This window comes from Wandonia sp. (assembly GCF_984588085.1).
On sequence record NZ_CFIGVI010000009.1, the window covers coordinates 55478 to 77806 of the forward strand.

15 protein-coding genes are annotated in these 22329 nt (G+C 39.8%); 5 read left to right on the forward strand and 10 right to left on the reverse strand.

All coding sequences use genetic code 11. The features are described from left to right. Positions 1-4: 4 nt before the first annotated feature. On the reverse strand, positions 5-1087 hold the full coding sequence (locus tag AC4PL9_RS05450) for a hypothetical protein (protein WP_491603760.1): 1083 nt from the start codon (positions 1085-1087) through the stop codon (positions 5-7). 130 nt (positions 1088-1217) lie between these two features. On the opposite strand from AC4PL9_RS05450, the gene AC4PL9_RS05455 reads away from it, so the two are divergent. From AC4PL9_RS05455 to rimK, 3 genes are all read left to right on the forward strand, one after another. Further along, positions 1218-2945 carry an SLC13 family permease gene (locus AC4PL9_RS05455; RefSeq protein WP_491603761.1) on the forward strand — a complete coding sequence of 576 codons (1728 nt, stop codon included), beginning with the start codon at positions 1218-1220 and terminating at the stop codon, positions 2943-2945. Between the two features lie 180 nt (positions 2946-3125). Next, positions 3126-7817: a S8 family serine peptidase gene (locus tag AC4PL9_RS05460; protein ID WP_491603762.1), complete on the forward strand. Its 4692-nt coding sequence runs from the start codon at positions 3126-3128 to the stop codon at positions 7815-7817. A gap of 125 nt (positions 7818-7942) precedes the next feature. After that, positions 7943-9328, forward strand: coding sequence for a 30S ribosomal protein S6--L-glutamate ligase (gene rimK / locus AC4PL9_RS05465; RefSeq protein ID WP_491603763.1), 1386 nt, complete (start codon positions 7943-7945; stop codon positions 9326-9328). Between the two features lie 38 nt (positions 9329-9366). Here rimK and AC4PL9_RS05470 read toward each other — a convergent pair whose 3' ends face one another. From AC4PL9_RS05470 to AC4PL9_RS05485, 4 genes are all read right to left on the reverse strand, one after another. Then, on the reverse strand, positions 9367-10050 hold the full coding sequence (locus tag AC4PL9_RS05470; protein WP_491603764.1) for an ABC transporter ATP-binding protein: 684 nt from the start codon (positions 10048-10050) through the stop codon (positions 9367-9369). 2 nt (positions 10051-10052) lie between these two features. After that, on the reverse strand, positions 10053-11312 hold the full coding sequence (locus AC4PL9_RS05475) for an ABC transporter permease (RefSeq protein ID WP_491603765.1): 1260 nt from the start codon (positions 11310-11312) through the stop codon (positions 10053-10055). Position 11313: 1 nt separating this feature from the next. Then, entirely contained in the window at positions 11314-12396 is a 1083-nt protein-coding gene (locus AC4PL9_RS05480) for an efflux RND transporter periplasmic adaptor subunit (RefSeq protein ID WP_491603766.1), read from the reverse strand. Positions 12397-12470: 74 nt separating this feature from the next. Next, on the reverse strand, positions 12471-13745 hold the full coding sequence (locus AC4PL9_RS05485; protein ID WP_491603767.1) for a porin: 1275 nt from the start codon (positions 13743-13745) through the stop codon (positions 12471-12473). A gap of 277 nt (positions 13746-14022) precedes the next feature. Here AC4PL9_RS05485 and AC4PL9_RS05490 point away from each other — a divergent pair, with 277 nt between their 5' ends. Both AC4PL9_RS05490 and AC4PL9_RS05495 read left to right on the forward strand, forming a co-directional pair. Continuing rightward, on the forward strand, positions 14023-16488 hold the full coding sequence (locus AC4PL9_RS05490) for a Na/Pi cotransporter family protein (protein WP_491603768.1): 2466 nt from the start codon (positions 14023-14025) through the stop codon (positions 16486-16488). Positions 16489-16593: 105 nt separating this feature from the next. After that, entirely contained in the window at positions 16594-18129 is a 1536-nt protein-coding gene (locus AC4PL9_RS05495; protein ID WP_491603769.1) for a T9SS type A sorting domain-containing protein, read from the forward strand. An 80-nt stretch (positions 18130-18209) separates the two neighbouring features. On the opposite strand, the gene AC4PL9_RS05500 is transcribed toward AC4PL9_RS05495, so the two are convergent. From AC4PL9_RS05500 to AC4PL9_RS05520, 5 genes are all read right to left on the reverse strand, one after another. Continuing rightward, complete coding sequence (locus AC4PL9_RS05500; RefSeq protein ID WP_491603770.1) at positions 18210-18539, reverse strand: thioredoxin family protein; 330 nt, start codon at positions 18537-18539, stop codon at positions 18210-18212. 25 nt (positions 18540-18564) lie between these two features. Next, the gene (locus AC4PL9_RS05505) at positions 18565-18993 is read right to left on the reverse strand and encodes a DUF983 domain-containing protein (RefSeq protein ID WP_491603771.1); all 429 of its coding nucleotides are present in this window, start codon (positions 18991-18993) and stop codon (positions 18565-18567) included. Between the two features lie 67 nt (positions 18994-19060). Further along, positions 19061-20368, reverse strand: coding sequence for a M23 family metallopeptidase (locus tag AC4PL9_RS05510; protein ID WP_491603772.1), 1308 nt, complete (start codon positions 20366-20368; stop codon positions 19061-19063). Beyond that, positions 20313-21308, reverse strand: a complete 996-nt coding sequence (locus AC4PL9_RS05515) for a tryptophan 2,3-dioxygenase family protein (protein ID WP_491603773.1) — start codon at positions 21306-21308, stop codon at positions 20313-20315. Before AC4PL9_RS05515 ends, AC4PL9_RS05510 begins: the two co-directional genes overlap by 56 nt. Before the next feature lie 104 nt (positions 21309-21412). Next, positions 21413-22306, reverse strand: a complete 894-nt coding sequence (locus AC4PL9_RS05520; RefSeq protein ID WP_491603774.1) for a TIGR01777 family oxidoreductase — start codon at positions 22304-22306, stop codon at positions 21413-21415. Positions 22307-22329 lie beyond the last annotated feature (23 nt).

Below are 22329 nucleotides of genomic sequence, written 5' to 3' on the forward strand. Positions count from 1 at the left end.
TTTTTTATCCTCCACAAGGAGAAAGCGTGTTTATCCATTCTTCCAAAAGCTGCACTCCTTCTTCATGCACAATACTTCTCCCGAGGAGAGGCATTCGCGTGGCTTCAGATGTCGAAGACAATCTGAAATGCATGACTGACCTTGTTGTATTTGACGGAGCAACAATATAAACCAATGCTGAATTTATTTGTTCATCCGGCTCAACACAAACCCCAAGATTACTCAACTCAGTGGTTTCAGAATAAGCAAGCCGTAAAGGTCGGTAGTCACAATGGCTATTTTCGCTATGACAGTGAGCGCAATTTATATCCAGATAAGATCGAAGCCTCAGGTCAACAGGCTCCGATTGGTCTTTATAGTCAACCAGAGAGGCATAGTTTTCGGAGAAGCCTCCCTCCAGATAACCTTTATCAACCATTTCCTGCAATTGATTTTTCATTCCTGATGTATACTGATGCAGTTTATTCATGTGCTGAGGTTTCACACCAATCGGGATAGGGTTACTGTTAAATTTATGACAGATAAGGCACTCCGTTTCCGAAGGAATTCTGTAGTTCGTCGATTTCTGCACCCCATTCTCCATCCATGAAATTTCAGTATAACTTCCATTCATATCAAGATAGGCTTCCGTTTGCTCATCATTCCAAACATATTCTGCAAATATCCATCCTGATGTTTCTTTTATAAGTAGTCTTGTTTCTATAATCCGGGTTGTATTCCCCGGCAAAACATTATCATAATAAAAGTTCTTTATCAGGATACTACCTGTTGGAAAATCCAACAGTTTATCCCCTTCTACAAATGTTGCCTTCCCGCCACCTTCTGGCATCCGGATGAATCTCTTTTTCTTTGCATAATCTGTAAATAGTGACGAAATTGGTTCATACGAAAAAAGTTCATCCTCCGGAATTTGATTCTTCATATCTCCTTTGAAAAATCCATAATCCGAAAGTTTCTGATATGGCATTGGTCCCAACTCAGGATTCACGGCAGGTTTAACCATGGGTGTAATAGTCTCCACCTCCTTTTTACAGGAAAAAACAGATAAAATAAAAACTGTTGCAAGTGGTAGTAATATTCTGTTCATGTTGCAATTTAAACAAAAATGTGATTTCATAAAAAAATTTTAAACATTTTATAACCCTCTTTTCCACAGGTTAAAGAAAATTTTACTTTACCATACAATACCTACCTATTTAGTATGCTATATTTGCAAAATGATTTCTCCGGAAATAACAGTAACCCTGATTGTAATGGTCATCACAACCATTCTGTTTGCTACAGAATGGATTAATATAGGTGTTACCGCTATTACCGGGATGCTGGCTCTCACTGCCTTTGGCGTAATCTCTCCGAAAGAAGCTCTGGAAGGGTTCACGACAACAGCTATTATTACAGTTGCATTTATGTTTGTTCTTAGTGATACGATCCTCAGGACAGGAGCCTTACAACATTTTGCATTTTCTATTGAAAAGAACTTCAGTAAAAACTTTAAACGTTCTTTGTTTGTAATGATGTTAATCATTGCTCTTGCTTCTGCTTTTATCAACAACACTCCTGTAGTCGCTATATTTATTCCTGTAGTAATTCAGTTAGCCTATAGTACAAAAACAGATGCACGAAAATTACTAATCCCTCTATCTTTTGCCTCCATCTTTGGTGGTACCTGTACATTAATCGGTACATCTACTAACCTTTTGATTGACAGTCTTGCACAGAAACAAGGTTTTGCGGGATTATCCCTATTCGCTCCTGCGGGAGTTGGCGTAATTCTCCTACTGGCAGGTACCTGCTATGTTGTTTTTATCGGCATACACGTCTTCTCCCGCAGAAAGGAGAAGACAGGGACTTCCAACTCTTCTCACTATCTGGTGGAATTAGAAACACAGCTAGATTGTCCGGAAGAAATAATCACTTCCGAAATACAAAAACTACGCCTCCCTTTGTCGTCCGTAACTAATATGGGGCTTAAAAGATTCAGAATAACCTGTACTTTTGAAGAATTAACAACTTTACTACAACGCCTGCGCAACACTCCTTCCGTTTTCACAGTAAAAAACAGCTTCTCATCTACAGATAGTGAGACATCTATTACCGAAGTGAGCGTCCCTTATCATTCTGAACTGGAAGGAAAAACACTGGCTGAACTCAATTATATCAAATCCTTCCGGGCACGCCCTTTAGGACTTGCGGCCATACAGTCAACCTCTTCCATCTGGGAACATCCTCTTCACACAGGAGATAAAATTATTTTTCAGGTAAGACGTGATCATCTCGAATCTTTCCTTCAGCTTGAAAAAAGTGTCCGTTCACCAATTACTTTTCTCAGCAAAAATCACATTATTGATTTCAACAGAGGTCAATTTCTATTTATCATGCTTGTTTTTCTTCTGCTTTTCAGTACAACATCAATCGGATTAATTGACTTTACAACGGGTTCACTGTACTCTGTAATTTTACTCGTAATCAGCAGGCAGGTAAAAATCCGACAATTATTTACTGCTGTCAACTGGAAGGTGATTCTCTTACTTGGCGGAGCTTATTCAATAGGCATAGCTATGTCGAACTCAGGAATTGATCAGATACTCGCCAATGCTATTCTTGAAAATCTTACGGAATATGGTCCTGTAGTCGTTTTGTCTGCCGTATATCTTCTAACCTCTATACTAACAGAATTTATGACAAACCATGCCGCCGCAGCCATGATTACACCTTTAAGTCTTTTGATTGCTCAAAAAATGGGAGTTGCTCCGGAACCCTTTGTCATCACAGTCCTTTTTGCTTCTTCTGCCAGCTTTATGACACCAACAGGTTATCATGCCAATACAATGGTTTATGGTGTCGGTAACTATAAATATGCTGATTTCTTAAAAATTGGTATTCCGCTCAACCTCTTGTTTTGGCTACTCTCAACTCTTCTAATTCCTCTCTTTTTTCCTTTTTAGAATTTTATATTTTTAACAAAAACTTTGTCTTTTTCGTTCTTTTCTAATAACTTGGAGGCGCTAAAAACTAAAAACTATAATTGAAGAAAAGGACTTTACTGACTACTATTATCCTCTTTTGGGAATGGTATTTTCAGTTCCCTTCTCTTCGCCCATTAAAAACTCAAAAATTCAAGGAAAATGAAACAACAATTACGCTTAGTACTACTCTTGTTTTTCATACCTCTGTTTACGTTTTCACAAAACGTATATGAATGGTATCAGGACGGAATATTAATCTTTCAATTAAGGACATCTTCTTCGTACATCATTCCTTCAAAGGATAAAATGGTTGATATCAAGAAAGTTGATTTTCTGGCTGCATTACAAACCAGATACGGAATTTATGAAGCAAAACAACTTCACCCCAATGACAGGGATGAACTTCTGAGAAAAACTTACCAGATCAAATTTACGGAAGTTGAAAAAATAGAAACGCTTATACGTGAATTAGCAAAGAATCCCGTGATTGAGTATGCGGAGAAAAAAGAACTTCACAGGCATTTCCTTACCCCTAATGACCTTGGAGCGAACAGTACTACCGGTACTGGAATGTGGCATTTACACAAAATGCAGGCTCAGCAGGCCTGGGATCTTTCGACCGGTAATTCAAATGTTATAGTAGCTGTTACTGACGATGCTATTCTGACTTCTCACCAAGATCTTACTAATAAACTGGTTCAGGGACACGATGCCACTACAGGTGGTAACGACCCTAATCCGTGTGGAGCGAATGACGGTAATCATGGAACCCATGTATCAGGAACAATCGGAGCCGAAACCAACAATAATTTGGGAGTTTCCTCCATAGGATATAACGTAAGTGTTATGCCCGTACGAATCGGAGACTGTTCTACCGGAGCACTGACAGCAGGGTACGAAGGTATCAACTGGGCTGCCAATAACGGAGCAGACGTTATTAATATGTCCTGGGGAGGAGGAGGTTACTCCAATTACGGACAGAATATCTGTAACGCAGCTTTTAACGCCGGCGCTATTCTTGTTGCTGCTGCCGGAAATGATGGTACCAGCCAACAGTTTTATCCCGCTGCTTACAATAATGTAATCGCAGTTGCCAGTACAACTATTAATGATACAAAATCCGATTTCTCTCAATACGGAACATGGATTACTGTTTCATCTCCCGGATCAAGTATAAGAAGTACCTGGGCATCCAGCAATAGTGCATACGCACGAATAGACGGAACCTCAATGGCTTCACCTAACGTTTCTGGTCTTGTAGGACTCATGAAATCGCATGCTCCTTCTGCTACGAATCAGGATATTATTAATTGTCTTTTGAGTAGCGCTGATGATATTTCATCTGTAAACACTTCTTACAACGGGCAGTTAGGATCAGGAAGAATAAATGCTTACGAGGCTCTTCTTTGCCTTGCACAGTATAATGTAGATACAGATGCCGGAATAAGTGAGATTGTATCACCGGGAGCAACTATTTGTGGCGGATCTTTTACACCTCAGGTAGTTCTACGAAACTTCGGAGCAGACAATCTAACGAGTGTGACCATTACATACAACTGGAACGGATCTCCCCAGACCTATAACTGGACAGGAAATCTTGCTACAGGACAATCGCAAACAATCACTCTTCCTGTTCAAACAGGGACAGCAGGGAACTATACATTTACTGCCTCAACATCTAATCCGAATAACACAACGGATGAAAACACAGCAAACGATTCTTTCTCTTCATCTTTCAGTATGGACCCTAACGGACAAATGGTTGACTTCACGATCCAGACAGATTGCTACGGAGAAGAGGTTACCTGGCAAATCCTTGATAATGCGAATAATGTAATCCTGTCGGGAGGTCCTTACACAAATTCTGCAGCCGGGACAACTGAAAACCTATCACTCTGTTTACCCGTTGGTTGTTACACATTCGAAATAGCTGACAGCTACGGAGACGGGATGAACGGAAGTGCTTATCAGGGATGTAGTATAGATGGCGATTATTATATGACAGATGAAAACGGAGGTACCTTATTCCAAATGACGGCTGCCAATGCAAATTTCGGAAGTTCAACCTCTCATCCGTTCTGTATTATTGCTCCCGATAATTTCAATGATGCGGGGATCACGTCGATTCTTTCTCCTTCGGGATCAATTTGTACAAATTCCATCACACCTCAGGTAGAGTTACAAAACTTCGGACTAAATGCACTCACCTCTGTCGTAATCAATTACCAGACTACAGGAGGAGTTCAAACGTATAACTGGTCAGGAAACCTGGCTACTAATCAGTCAACAACAATTACTCTTCCCGCAATCAGTGTTAATGCAGGATCAGTAAACCTGGTTGCTTATACCTCCAACCCAAATGGAACTACCGATGACAACACGGCAAATGACCAATCTTCAACGAATCTGGTTGTATATTCCGGGACAGGGCAATCACTTCCTTTCGTAGAATCCTTTGAAAACAATCCGTTTTCAAATGGTGTCTGGACGCTTGACAACCCGGATAATGCAACAACCTGGGAAATTGCAACAATCACGGGAACAACTCCCGGAAATCAAGCGGCAAAAATGGACTTCTACAATTATGCACAATCCTCAAGAAGAGATGGTATGATCAGTCCAAAATTAAATTTTGCCGGATACTCTTCTATTGATATGACTTTTGAGCACGCGTACAGAAGGTATAATCAGACAGCTACTGATTCTCTTATCATTTATATTTCTACAGATTGTGGTGCTTCTTACCAACGTATCTTTGCACGTGGTGAGGACGGAACCGGTTCATTTGCCACTGCAACAACAACCAGTACCAACTTTACTCCCGCCAGTTCAGACGAATGGTGTATGGGAACAGTAGGGTCAAGTTGTTATTCAATCAATCTGGATGCTTATATTGGCGAGCAGGTTCTTATCAAGTTTGAAGGCTTCAACGCAGGAACTGTTGGAAACAATCTTTTCGTTGATAATATTAATATAAGTGGTGTTCCGAACGGTACTTCTCCGACACCTTCCTTTACACAAAACAGTCAATCCGTATGTGAAGGTCAAAGTGTTACTTTTACAGATCAGTCTACTGCTAATATCACAGCATGGAACTGGAGTTTCCCTGGAGGTACACCTTCAACATCTACTTCTGCAAACCCGACTGTTACTTACGGAACGCCTGGAACTTACGACGTAACTCTGGAGGTTACTAATGCATTCGGGACAGAAAGTATCACTACATCGAATCATATAACAGTGAATGCAACTCCTTCTGTTTCTATCACAACTCCTTCAACTACTATTTGTAATGGTAGTTCAGCTAACCTTACAGCTAACGGAGCTGCTTCGTACAGTTGGGATAACGGTTTAGGAAATGGTACTTCACATACTGTCTCTCCTTCTTCAACCACAACATATACAGTTACAGGAACATCGGCTCAGGGTTGCTCGGCAACAGATGCTATTACAATCACAGTAACGCCTGCTCCTGTGGTAAGCATAAACGCGACTGAAATGACCATTTGCTCAGGAGAAAGTACAACACTATCTGCCTCTGGAGCCGGAAATTATTCATGGAATAACGGATTAGGAAATGGTACCTCACATACTGTCTCCCCTTCTTCAACTACAACTTACGAAGTAACAGGAACTCAGGGAAGCTGTAGCACAACAGAATCAATTACGATTACTGTAACAAACCCGGCTCCTCTCAGTGTTTCTTCAGGTTCTATGACGATATGCGAAGGAAGTTCGACTACACTTACTGCTGCCGGTGGAGCAAATTATTCCTGGTCACCTTCGGGATCATTAAATACATCTACAGGAAGTTCTGTTGTTGCAAGTCCTACAACAAGCACAACCTATACTGTGGTTGATAACTCTGCCAATTCATGTGCGCAGCCCGGTACGATTACGATTACTGTAACACCTGCTCCGCAAGTTACTGTAAGTACCTCATCAACATCTGTATGCGCAGGAGCTTCCGCTACACTAAATGCTACAGGAGCAAACTCGTACAGCTGGGATAATGGTCTTGGAGCCGGAGCAACGCAGGTGGTATCTCCATCCAACACGACTACTTATACGGTTACCGGAACAACCGATGGTTGCTCTTCAACATCCAATATTACAATTACAGTAACGCAGGGATCTTCTCTTCAGGTAAGTGCGAGTGAAAACAGTATTTGTGAAGGCGAATCAACAACCATTTCCGTAAACGGAGGCTCCAATTATTCATGGACTCCCGGTTCCAATCTGAATACTACTACCGGAAATGTTGTAGTAGCAACCCCTTCTTCAACGACAACCTATACTGTACAGGGGACATCAAGTTGCGGAACAGAGACTGCTACCATAACTATTCAGGTTAATGCAAACCCAGCATCACCATTTATTACCCAGACAGGCAATACACTTTATACTTCTGTTCCGGCAGGAGCTTCGGCTCAGTGGTATCTAAATGGTAATCCTGTACCTAATGGATCAGGAGAATCACTTGTCATTACAGAAAGTGGAACGTATCATGTGGTTATCACATCCAATGCTGGATGTAGTACATCATCACTTGATTTCAACGCTACGCTTGATACTTCAGGTTTAGGTGAAAATGATTCCTACGAAGAATTCTCTGTTTTCCCGAACCCCACGCAGAACAAATTTTCTGTAGTATTCCCTGTCAATGCAGGAGTGACTGAAATACAACTATTTGATATGTTAGGGAAAGAAATCCCTATGCACTCTGTTAATGAATCTACAACAGGAGTAGTCATGGTCTACGATCTGTCCGACTTTTCTGAAGGAGTTTACCTGCTTCGGGTACAAAGTAGTTCAGGAAATAAAACAACCAAAATCATTAAACAAAAATAGCCTTTCATAGATTGCAAGCCCCGTTCTTCACCTTAGAACGGGGCTTTTTTGTTTTTTAGCGTTCCATTAATCCAAATTCTCCGAAAAAAAATTACCTTGCAAAAAAAACAAGGAAAACAGTATCGATGGATATTAATCAATTTATCGTTGTAGGGAGTGAAGAATGGTGTTCACTTCCAGAATTAGGCATTCCCGCTATAAAAGCCCGCATTGATTCGGGGGCAAAAACTTCGGCTATACATGCATCTAACATTACCAAGTTCATGAAAGATGGTGAACAGTGGGTAAGTTATGAAATTCATCCTATTCAGAAAAACCGTAAAGTAATCATCCACTGCTCATCCAAAGTGCATGACACAAGAATGATTAAAAATACGAGTGGAGTAGCCGAGAAGCGTTATGTTATAAAAACAACATTACATATAGGGGAACAGACCTGGGATATCGAAATAACTCTGGCAAACAGGGACTCAATGGGCTTTAAAATGCTTTTGGGAAGAGAAGCCATGAATGGACGAATTCTGGTAAACCCGGGAGAAGGTACACGCCTTAAACAATATTCCAGAGAAGAGATCATTTCTTTTTATGGAGATTTACGTGAAACTAAAAAGGGTTTAAAAATTGGACTTCTTGCCAGTAACCCGGAATTATATAGCAACAAACGGATCATTGAAGCCGGACAGGAACGCGGACACGAAGTCATCTTTCTGAATGCGGAACATTGTTATATGAAACTTGATGCACAGAACCCTGAAGTTCGTTATCGTGGGGGAAGTATTCTTAACGATCTTGACGCTGTTATACCACGAATCAAACCCAGCATGACCTTTTATGGATGTGCGCTGCTGCGGCAATTTGAATCAAAAGGGATTTTCTGTATGAATGACGCTGCATCAATTGCGCAGTCACGGGATAAACTATTTGCCTCGCAGTTACTTGCCAAGCACGGGGTTCAAATTCCTATCACTGGCTTTGCAAAATCTCCTTCGGATACAAAAGACCTTATACATATGGTCAATGATGCACCTCTAATTATCAAACTATTAGAAAGCACACAAGGAAAAGGAGTTGTTTTAGCAGAAACAAAAAAAGCTGCTGAATCTGTAATTAATGCATTCAAAAGTTTGCAAACCAATATCCTCGTTCAGGAATTCATCAAGGAATCAGATGGAAAAGACATCCGCTGTTTTGTGGTAGACGGAAAAGTAGTGGCTTCTATGATGCGTCAGGCGCAAAAAGGTGAATTCAGAGCAAATATTCATCAAGGCGGAACAGCTTCAACAATACGCATTACTGCTGAAGAAAAGAAAATGGCTTTAAAAGCAGCAAAGGTTCTTAATCTTCAGGTAGCTGGAGTTGATATTATCCGCTCACACAGAGGACCTCTTCTTTTGGAGGTTAACTCCTCTCCGGGATTAGAAGGAATTGAAGGCGCTACAGGAAAAGACATTGCCGACAGCATGATTGAGGCCGTTGAAAAACGACTTGGCTTTTCAAGAAATGATCCCTGACAAAACAAATTAAAAACAGGTGGCTGTATTATCTTAACTCATTCTCTTTTATGTGAGATAATACGGCCATCTTCCATTTCTATTATACGATCTGTTTTATTGGCAAAATCCTCATCGTGAGTTACAATAAGTAAAGAAAGGTCTTCTTCATCTGATAATTCGCGAAAAATATCAAATACAATAGAAGCATTCTTACTATCCAGATTACCTGTCGGCTCGTCCCCCATAATTATAGAAGGATTGTTTATCAAAGCCCTTGCTATTGCCACTCTTTGTTTCTGACCACCACTAATTCGGCTGGCCAGTTTTGTTGCCTGACTATCTATATCGAGTAACCTGAGCTTTGTCATAGCATCGTGCTCAACCTCTTCTTTCGATTTCCTTCCCAACTTCAGAGCCGGCAACATAACATTTTCCAATACCGAGAACTCAGGAAGCAAATAGTGAAACTGGAAAACGAAACCAATGTGCTCATTTCTTATCTTTGAAAGCTGTTCATGCGAAAGACCGGTAACCCGTTGTTCTTCCATTAATAAGTCCCCTTCGTAATCTGTATCCATGGTCGAAAGGATATATAACAAAGTTGATTTTCCACATCCCGACTTTCCCATAATTGAGACAAACTCTCCCTTTTCCACGGAAAATGAGATATCTTTCAACGCATGAAATCGATCCGGAGCATAGAAATATTTATTAATCGACCTCGCTTCTATAATCTTCATAGTTATTGTCCTCTTATTATATCAACCGGATCAATTCTTTCTGCGCGTCTTGCAGGAAGATATCCGGCAAAAAATGTTGACAACAGAGCAAAAACAGTGCCTATCACGTAAAAAGACCAATCAAAATTGACCGGAAAAGTTTTTATGGTCGGTAAAGCTTCCGTTTCAAAAGGTGTATGACTAATCGCCAAAGAACCTATATAACCAATCAAAAGTCCGAGTAAACCTCCCATCAATCCTATCAGCATCGCCTGAAGAATAAAAATTCGCTTTACATCTCCACCAGAAAACCCTGTCGCTTTAAGTATGGCGATATCGTTCATCTTCTCATAGATAAGCATGTTGAGAATATTATAAATTCCAAACCCTGCGACAATCAAAAGTGTTATAGATACTGCATACGAAATCATATTCCTGATAGATGTTCCTGTTTCAAACTGAGCATTTGCTGTTTGTATATCCATGGCATTGACATCAAACATACGATTCCACTTGGCTGAAAGTTCAGGAGCCTGTTCAATATTATGCAATTTCACATGAATATCTGTGATGTAATTATCCCCTTCCCCCATCAGTCGTTGTGCCATTTTAATATTCACATAACTCTGAACATTATCAATGTCCGCTAGTCCGCTTTGATAAAGCCCTACTATTTTCAGTGTAAATACACTTCCCTGAGAAGAAGTAACCTGTATATTTTCCCCCAATTCAAGAGAGAGTTTTTTTGCAACCCCTGCTCCCAAAATAATTCCTTTATCATTTTTAGCCAGATCTTCAGCTCTCCCCTGCACAATATAATCACCTAACTGGTACAAACGGTTTTCTTCCAAGACATCTACACCCAATAGTGAACCGTTTAATTCGGTTGAACCTCCTCTGTAAAATCCTCTTGCCTTTACCTGGGGGATCGCACCCTGTACTTCCGGTTGCTCATTCAAAAAATGAATCAGCGGCAATGCATTTGCTATTCGTTGCTGACTTCTTTTAGGTTTGACCGAATGAATTTGTTTGGTATAGTCTCCGTAGGTAGCAGAAAAATCCAATGGCTGCAATTCGCTGGGAACAATTTCATTATATAAGCGTACATGCGGAGTCCGGTTCAGAATCATTCCGTCAAGCAGACCGTTCAACCCGGTCATGAAGCTCATCATAATAATGTAGGCCGCAATACCAAACGTAACCCCTAGCGCAGCCACAAATGTCTGTTTCTTCCTTGAAAATAAATGAGTCGTAGCAATTGAAAAAATCAGATTCCATTTCATATTACTCAGGCTTAAATAATTTATCTCCTGCGTTTAACCCACTGATTATTTCGACATGGCTCATACTCACCAAACCGGTTTTCACCTCTTTACGACCTTCTGTTGTTTCGACGTGCTTCCCGTCAATCAGATAATCTCTGGGGATAACCAATGTTTTCTCTTTTTCAGCGATTACAATGTTTGCCTCCCCCGTTAATCCCATATAAAAATTTGCGGGAATTGTATCAAACACCGCCTGAACCCTGAAAGTCTGAGTCCGGTCTTCCATTTTCGGAAAAATCTTACTTACACGCGCTTCAAAAACCTGATTGGGAAATGCCTCCAGCTTAACAATTACTTTCTGATCTTTTCGGATTCGTCCTATATCTACTTCATCAACCGATAAATCCACCAGAAATTCATCCGCTGATCCGACAATAGCAATCGTCTCCTGCATCGTAACGTACTCCCCCGGCTCTTTAAAAACCGCATATACCAACCCATTCATACGACTACTCAAGGTATAATCACCCGATCTGACATTTGAAGATTCTAGGGCATTCTGCGCCTGTTTCATCTGTGTCTTTAATTCTTTTTCGGTTCTCTTCTTTCGTTTCTGAAGCACCCCGTATTGCTCTTTAGACACATTGTAGGCTAACTCGCGTGCGTCGTATTCTGCTTTTGACCCGACATTTCTTTCGAATAGTTCTTTTTGTCTGAAAAAATTAAGTGAATCATTTAATAACTTGAGTTTCGCGGTCTGAATTTCCGCATTTACTTCGGCAAGTAGATTTCCATCTCCTTCATAATTTGCTTTGGCCAATGCAAGTGACAATCGTGCACTCTCTTCATTAAGCCGGGAAGTAATGTCTGTCAAATGGAATAACAACTCCCCTTCATCAACCGTATCTCCTTCATTCACCAACCGCTCTTCCAAGATACCCGAAGCTGAGGCATTCACATTATAGTAATCATAAGGTTCCAGAATAGCACTTGCATAAACAGCTTCGACAATACCTGTATTTTCAGGAGAAATTGTTTCCTTATTTTCTGAACAGGAAATAAGGGTGAAAAAGGTTAGCGTAAAGATTGTAATTTTATACATAGCATTGTATTTCCCGCTAAAATAACAGACTAGCGGTTTAAATACAATGATAATTATCAACAATCTCTGTTTTCCTAAAAATTAACCTGTAATTGTAGACGGAGCAAACTTCCTTTTTGGAAATTATCCTGATTATCAAAATCCTCGTAACGACGACTGGAGAAGGTATACATTGCTACCAACTCAAAATTTTTGTACGGAAGCCACTCAATACCGATTTCATACTCATTCACATGATAGCTTCTCGCGTCCCTTTCGTGTTTTTTTCCACCTTCATAATACTGCATACGGACAAACGGATAAATAAAGTGTGAACCGGCTTTGATCCTTGCGCTCATTGTAATGTATCCTCCCTGAAGGTCATTCAGTTCAATCGCCCCGGTTGCTTTATTAAACTCCGGTCCTCTTCCGATATTATATTCCGCCTGAATACCAAAAGGTCTCGGATACAGAACTGTTGTAAGCGCAATTCGCTGATCCAGATATGTATAATCATCTTTGTGTATAACACCTTCCGAAACACTTCCCGGACTAAGTGTATATCTTCCCGTATACGCCTGAATTCCCGGCTCAAAAATCTGCTCTCCAATTTCAAAAGGATAGGTTAGCCGCGCAACGATATGTGGTTGATTATTGAGTTCCGGGCGGTTTGCTGTTTGTCCGTTGTATACCCCCAGTCCAAAAACACCATAATCACCACTTCCTTTATATCCCTCTCTGGTAAGCATCGAAAAACGCTTTCTGATTTTTTTTGGTGCCCAATAAAAGAAGATCCCGATATCCCGTTCATTTCTCAAAGCACTGTTCAAAGCATCATCCCTATCGAGTGGCAATCGATTTTGACTGGATTGCATATTCTCAAATCCAAAAGGAATTTTCGTCTGTCCGATACGAAATCGGAACTGATTATCGTTATCCAACCCGATATCAAAATAGGCATCCCTTAATTGCAGAAAATGTAAGCTGTTTGCATTTACTGAACTTGCAAAGTCCGGCTGAATATAAAAGTAAACCCGCGGGTGTACCTGCCCAAAAAACACAACACGTGCACGTCTCAATGAAAATCCTCCGTTCCTTCCCCAGGACTTATCACACTGTTCACATCCCAAATCAGGGTTTGTCTCAAATAACCGGTTATATCTTAACTGTGCATATCCACGTAGATTAATCCGTTCATACCATTTTTTCTGTGGCTCAAACTTAACAGGAGCATCCGGAACATACAAATCTCTTTTCTCACGATTCTTTTTCAAAGAGTCTTGTTGGGCACTAACAACTCCCTTAAAAACAAACAACTGAAGAAGAATAATAAAAACCTGAATCGAAAAGAAATTTGTTATCCGCATCATCAAAAAATTTTGGGTGCAAATATGTCCTATTTAATCTTAAATTAAGACTGAATAACTTTTCTATAAACTTTTATTAACCCTGACTTAACATAAAAACAGCTTATCTCTAAACCTAAATAAATCATAAAAGACTATTTATAAATAGATTAAAATCATAAAAACAGCTTATTTATTTCCTTAAAAACCACTCAACATGAACTTAACATTTTGTTAACATAAGGTCAAAACCCTTTCTTTTTACAAAAAGTAAATTTGCACTCCATTAATTGTAAATAACATGGCAAGACTTGCTTTGCGTATTCTGGCAGTATTACTGCTGGTTAATTTCTCCGGAGTTGCACAGGTTCTACCTGATTCGGAAGTCAGTGAAAAGAAGATCACTTCACAAAACATCAATGACATTTTATTTGACAATGTTGAATTGAGTCAATATGTCTCAGGAGTGGAACTCCTTTGGAATGATACTTCTCTTGTTACTCCTTATTTCGGAAAGTATTCAATTGTTGCACAATTTGCAGAAAAACCACTTGAAGGATCATTGTTAACTCCCGAATGGAAATTATCATGGGTAAAACCCATTGACGGAAGCCGACTGTTTTTCCTGAATGGCTTTACTCCTGACAAAACTTACTTAATCAAACTTGGCGTTGTCGAGTCTTCTCTTGTCAAAGATGAAATGACAGAGGGAGACTTCAAATGGTGGTCAGCTGAAACGGCTTTCAAAACATCAAAGCTGTTCAACAACATCAATCTAAAACCGGGAGAAGGAACAATCAATGTACAGTGGACGCTCGATTATGAAATTATTGATCAATTATCCAACTACTCTGTTATTGTAGCTCATAATACAGCTATAGGAGATAAAAGAAATAAAAGCGGATATACAGGATCAGACTGGGTGGTAAGTGAACCAATGCCTATCAATACACTTAACTATGAAATCACGGACTTAATTGATGCCGAGAATTACGTTGTAAGAGTAGGACTGACTAAAAAAGATAGTTCATTGGCCGAACCAATCTGGTCAGCAAAAAGCAAAACCGAAACAGCTCGTTCATGGGGTGTAATCCGCCTTTTGATTCTGATCGGATCGCTTGGTTTGTTTATCTACGGAATGAAGATTATGTCAGAAGGTCTTCAACAAACTGCCGGAGCAAAACTACGTAACTGGTTGCGGTCTATTACCTCCAACCGCTTCAAAGGAGTTCTTACCGGATTCGGAATTACTTCTATTGTTCAGAGTTCTTCTGTAACAACCGTAATGACTGTTTCATTCGTAAATGCCGGCTTGATGACACTGAGAGAATCAGCCGGGGTTATGATGGGAGCAAATATCGGAACAACGATTACTGCCTGGCTTGTACTACTTGTAGGATTTAAAGTTAGTATCGACAGTTATTCTCTCGTTCTTATCGCGCTTGTTTTCCCTCTGATATTTATTAATCGCGGAAAGACGAAAGCACTTGCTCAGGCAGTTATCGGATTCTCAATTCTCTTTATGGGGCTTAGTTTCCTTAAGGATGCCGTACCGGAATTAGATGAAAACTCAGGGCTCGTTCAGTTCTTCACAGCCTATAAAGAACCTACCTTCTTTACGCGCATTTTGTTTATTCTTCTGGGGGCTATGGTTACTATTGTTGTACAGTCCTCTTCTGCAGCCATGACGTTAACCATGACACTGGTGGCAAAAGGAATCCTTCCTTTCGAAGTAGCCGCTGCAATGATTCTGGGAGAAAACATTGGTACCACAATTACTGCTGAGTTGGCATCTCTTGTTGGTAACGTTCATGCTAAGCGATCAGCTCGAATTCACTCCATATTTAACTTAGTTGGAGTAGCATGGGTAATAATCATCTTCCCGTTCTTTCTTGATTTTGTTGGTTACCTTGTTTCCATTCTTAGTAATGATGTATGGGACCCAAGAAATCCTGAGTTAGCCAACGAAGGTTTAGCCGTTTTACACACCGCATTTAATGCCATTAACGTACTTGTACTGATCTGGTTTGTTCCTCAACTGGTAAATCTGGCTGAAAAAACCGTTAAATCAAAAGGGAAAATTGACGAAGAGTTCCGTCTTGAGTTTATCGGAACCAACATTGTGGACACACCTGAAATCTCTATTTACGAAGCAAAAAAAGAAGTGGCGAAGTTTGGAGAAATCACAAGTCGTATGTCTCACTTTACCCGTCAGTTACTTATTGACCCGGATAAAAAATCTTTCAAACGTAATCTGGAAAGAATTCAGAAATATGAAGAAATTACAGACCGGGTAGAAATTGAGGTAGCCAAATACCTTAACAAAGTATCGGAAGGAGAACTTACACAAGAGAACTCTCAGGAAATCCGAGGACTAAACAGCATCACCAATGACCTTGAACGAATCGGGGATATTTTCTACCAGATGTCTAAGACGCTTGAAAGAAAATCTGATGAGAAAATATGGTTCAGCCCACAGCAGCGTCAGGGGTTATTAGAAATGCTGGATTTAGTAGATCAGGCATTTGAAGTAATGGTAGAAAATCTATTATCTGAAAAGACGCAATCCCGTCTTGATTTGGCAGTGCAATTAGAGGATAAGATTAACCAAAAACGTGATGAATTACGTAACATTCACCTTGAGAATATGGAGTCTCCGGAATACAATATCAAATCCGGAATGACATTCAACGACTTATTCTCATCGTGTGAAAAAGTTGGGGATCATATCATTAACGTTTCCGAAGCGATTGCCGGAAAGATTTAAGTAAATAAAAAATCAGAACATATGAAAAGCGAGGCAAATTTTGTCTCGCTTTTTTGTTAATTGAGTTTTTGGGTTAAATTTGCTCTAATTAAAAAAATAGAAATCATGAAAAGAGCTTTACAATATGTAACTATCTTGCTTTTCACAGGAAACATTGTGGCACAACAATTTCCTAATTCAGGATTTGAAACATGGGAGAATGTGGGGGATTCTGATGAAGAACCTACTACCTGGAACTCAAACAAAACAGGAAACGGTTTCGCATCACTTGGACCTCAGACAATATTTAGGGAGTCCTCAAACACCCACTCTGGGAGCTATAGTGTTCGAATAAGAACATCATCTTACTTTGGAACTACTGTGAATGGAGTTTTCACAAACGGTCAGGTAAATGCTCCTTCTACTGATCCTAGTGAAGGATACAATTCCACTATACGTTCAAACGCTTCCTTTAATACTCCTATGCCTTATTATCCCGACTCTATAGTTGTATGGGCAGATTATAGCTCCGGAAACGGAAGCGATCTTGCAAGAATTGCAACAAGTTTACATGGAGACTATGACCAGAAAGATCCTTACTCTAACGACAATAACGGCTCCTCAAATATTGCAGCTAATGCTACACGTGAGTTCACCTCTACAAATGGATGGCAAAGGATTTCAATCCCTTTTGATTATGCAACATATGCTGCTAATGGGGTAAGTCCAGCTTACATTCTTCTCAGTATGACGAGTAGTAATATACCAGGGTCCGGTTCCACAAACAGTACCCTGTATGTAGATGATGTAGAATTAATTTACAACCCAAATACAGTAACAATTACACCCGCAACAGATCAATACTTACTTGTTGATGAAGCAGGAACTCTACTAACTGCTACTGAAGTAGCCAATGCAGCTTCACAAGATGCAACCATCACCAGAGAATGGAAGTTTTCAACTACTTCCGGATCGGGATATACTTCGTTTGGTTCTCCTGAAACAGGAGCTACGTACACTCCCCAGTTCAATGCTACGGGAACTTACTATGTAGTTTGTGAGTCAACTTTTGGCGGGGAAACGGTTACTTCAGACGAAGTAGCGATTCACGTGAGTGAAACCATTCCCAATATAGCTACCGTTACTCCAAATACTGCTCAAAATCTGGATGTAAATGAGTCGGGAACTACACTTACTGTAGCTGAAACGCCAGCTGCGGCATCTTCAAGAGAGTGGAAGTATTCAACAACATCAGGATCAGGATATATGTCATTTCTATCCGATGAGTTCGCAACCAGCTACACACCTGTTTTCGCAACTGCAGGAACCTATTATGTGATTTGTGAATCTAACTTCGCCGGAGAAATTGTTACTTCGAATGAGGTGCAAATTAACGTTGCATCAACGAGTGGTATTTCTGAGTTTGAAGAATCAGACATCGTTGTTTACCAAAATAATGAAAAGCTTTACCTTGATCTTACAAATTCTTCGTTTAAAGGTGAGAAGGCATCTATTTACACTGTAGATGGACGTCAGGTAAAAGAAACAGCTGTTACTCCAAATGCTGTAACAACTATTAATATTGATTTCCCGAATGGAGTTTACCTTGTTGTTGTACAATCTGCTCATACAAGTGCACAACAGAAAATCTTCATCCGATAGTAAAATAAGCTTACAAAAGAAAAAGGGATGTTTTACAACATCCCTTTTTCTTTATCCCATTATCTGAATAATCAATTTCATCATCCATCGATTTCCTGTCTTTGTTTTTCCTCTAATAAAGCTTCTTCAATAGCTTGTTTTAATTCAAATCTGGACAGGACACCCTGCGTACGCCACAAAATCTGCCCCTCTTTAAACAATAAAAAAGATGGAACACCTATTACCTTATATTTTGCCGTAGCATCTTGATTTTTATCCGCATCTACTTTCAGAAATCGAACTGTATGCCCGTATTCCTGTTTCAACTCATCCAAATAAGACAACGTCTCTTCGCAAGGCGTATACCAATCCGCATAAAACTCAACTAGCACAGGAACTTCGCCTCTGATAATCTCCTTAAACTCACTCATAGTATCACTTATTTCTTCTGCAAAGTTAATTGGCTAGTTTCTCACTTCCTATTTCAGTCGTTTTTTCTTTAGCTTTTTTAGCTTCCGGATTATATTTTGAGAAAAAATTCATCCAGATCAAACGACTTCCCCGGAAAGTAACAGGTGCAAGGATAAAAACACCCAAAACAATGTTTATAATGTAATTGTAATAATCCGCATTCGGCCAGAACCAGTAGGTAAGAATAAAAATAGCTACAGAAAAAGCTACAGTCATAGCATAAGAAACGTACATAGCTCCGTAGAAAAAGCCATTTTCTATTTCATATTTATGACCACATACACTACAATGGTCATGCATTTTATCAAATTCTTTGAAGTTGTAAACTTTCTTAGATTGATACACATCTCCTTCATGACAAACGGGACATTTCCCCTTGAATACGCTGTAAAATAAGCTTTCTTTGTAACCCATGATATTCCGTTTTACTACACCTCAAAGGTACAAATTGTAGTACGATTAAAAAGTGACAAATATCACTTTACTTCTTCCGTCCCCAGGACAGGTTATCCATCTCTTCCTTAACCTCCTTAATACTTTCAAGATAGATCGGTAATACTTCTTTTTTTAACGGTTCTGACTTCGGTAGTTTTTGCGATCTGTGGTCGACTTGTTTACCATTTTTCCAGAAACGATAACAGACATGTGGTCCCGTTGCCAGTCCTGTACTCCCTACGTAGCCAATGGTCTGTCCCTGCTTCACCCTTACTCCCGGACGAATTCCGTCTTCAATACGACTCATATGCAGATATTGTGTCATATAAACATCATTGTGACGAACCTTTACATAAATTCCGTTAAACTGGCTTCTTGTAGCTTCAATAACAGTACCATCAGCCGTACTAAAAATGGGAGTTCCTGTGGGGGCAGCATAATCTGTACCCAAGTGTGCTTTGTATCTCTTTTGTACCGGGTGGAAACGTCGGGAGGTAAATCCCGAACTTATACGTGAAAACTTAACCGGAGCCATTAAGAATGGTCTCTTCATTTCTTTCCCCGTTTCATCATAATATCCTTCTACATGAACCGAGTCCAGTGCAAAATAGAACGCATAGTTCGGCGTTTTCCAGTGTTCAAAAACAACCGCCTCTACTCTTCCCATTCCAAAAGGAATTCCCTCCACACTTTTTTCTTCATAAATCACCTTAAACCGATCTCCTGCCTGTAGCTTAAAAAAGTCTATACTCCAGGCAAAAATTCCTGCAATTGACTCTGCCAATTCTCCTGTAAGTGCAATGTTCCCGGTCTGTTGATTAATCGTTTCTGTAAGATTCGAGTTCTTGACAATCTCTCCGATAATTGTTTTACGCTCGATATCTATCGGTTTTTCAAATCTTTTTACCGACAGGCTATCTGTAAAATCAAAGATGAAATAATCTGTGATGCTTGATTCGTAAACAATAAAATCTGCCTTTCCTAATGTATCCTCTTTCGGAATAAAAGCTGTAAAAGGTTTTCCCGCAACAATATACTTTAACCCGACCAGAGAATCCCGACCTGCTGCATCCGCCTTCATAATTGATGTATGATCAATACCGAATGGAGCTAACAGATGAGAAAGTGTCCATCCTTCTTCTACGACTCCTTCTTTCAGCGTATACCGATCAATATTGATCCCGAATTTTGTCTCAGGTTCACGAACAACCGTCTCTTCTGATTTTTTATCTGCATCCTCCGTTAGTACTTTTGCATCAGAAGTACATGCCGAAACCAGTATCAGTATAACAACTAAACTACTTTGCCAGTACTTCATCCACCCAACTTTTTCCCCAATTGTCTTTTTCTTCATCTGACCACAAATTTGGGTAAAAAATACGTTTCTGAAAGCGTGGAGGCAGGTATTTCTGCCAGTTTGTACCGCCTGTAGCAGGAGTATCATCTGAATTATCTTTTGTCAAATACCGAACCGCAGATTTATAGTGTACTAAAGGCCAGTTGATATTTACATTGACATCCAGTTGTCGCATTTCTTTTCGCAACGCATCTGTCACCTCTCCGGCAGACTCAATTTCCTGGTATTTTTGCCAGATGTTTCTTGTTTCAAATTCACGTGCCAACTTCAACAACTGGTCCGTATATTTTTGTTCAAAATGTTTTAAAGTAAGTGTTTTTGCGCCGGATTCGAGTTCTGTAGCTCCCTCTTTCCAGTAGATGTATTCAAACTTATCTTCGACTGTAGCTGATGCTAATTCTTCCCTTTTTGGCAAAGTAACAATATTGATCAGATCAGTAGAACAAATCTCAATCATTCTGTACTGCGCACTCTGAAAACCACTGGCAGGAAGTAACGCCATCCGGAATTTAAGGAACTGCTCCGGTTCCATTCCCTTTATCATGATATCAAAAGATTTGGTTAATGCTTCAAAGTAGGCATTAACTCTTCGCAATCGTTCGGTAAAGAATTGAACATCCAGCTTTTCATTCCACCCTTTATCCTGTCCCAGGTCAGATATCTTTTTACCATTGTATGCAATCTGCTTCAACTCGCTGAGAGACAGTTTAAAATACAGTTCTGTAATCTGGTGATACATGATAAAAATAAGCTCATCCGGAAAGTCAGTTCTGGGGTTTTGCAATGACAACAGAGTATCTGTCATAATATAATCCCAGTATCCTAATGGATTAGCATATAAAAGACCTTCGAGATAACTTTCCGTAGGTTGTCCTATGGAGGTATATTTCTCTTCAAGCAATTGGAGCTTTTTCTGTATTTCCGGTGTCATTTCCATGAGAAGTCGTTTGTACAAAAATAACCAAGTACTTGAAATATATCACTAATCAGTAATTGAGTTTTATGAATTCGGCAGAAACTGTTAAAGTTTTAACCAATATACTACGCAGGAATGAGATTATTCAATGCTTCTTCAATAGTTTCATATTTCATCCTGAATCCTGTTTCTCGCAATTTAGAGGTATCTACTTTAGGTCCTTTCAGTAATATTTCACTCATCTGCCCCAATACTAATTTCAGGACGAAACCGGGAACTCCAAAAGGCAATATCGGTTTGTGTAAACATTTTGCGAGAGCTCTGGAAAATTCTTTGTTTGTCACCTGTTCTCCACTCACATTGTAAACACCTCCCAACTCATGCTCCATCAGGTACACAAATGCCCGGATCAAATCATCCTGATGAACCCAACACATTGGTTGTTGTCCATTTCCAAGCGGAGAACCTACGTATAGCTTAAAAGGGGATGCCATTTTCTCCAATGCACCACCGGATTGTGTTAACACGGTACTAATACGAACCAATGTTACCGGACAATATTTTTCAAATGATTTAGCTGCCTGTTCCCATTCTCTCACAACATTCGAAAGGAAATCAGAGCCATAAGCATCCTTTTCAGAATGAGAATTTTCATCAATCGGATAACAGTTAATTCCGGATGCACTGATATACTGTTTCAAATCAGGCATTTTGTTGGCATATGATTCCAGAAAGAGAGCCGGTTTAACACGGGAGTCAATCAGTTCCCGTTTTCGTTCGGATGTCCATCGTTTATCAGCAATTCCTGCTCCGGCCAGATTAATAATTGTATCGACATCCGTCAAAGCATTTGTATCCAATTCTTTCGTATCCGGGTTCCAGAAAAAGAACTTTTGCTGATCACACTTCTTTTTATTTCTTGTCAGAATTCGAACCTTATGGGTATTCCTCTCCAGTTCTTTGACTAAACGTGTTCCAATCAAACCAGTTCCACCTGCTATCAAAATGATCCTGTTCATATCCAAGAAGCTTTTATTTGGAA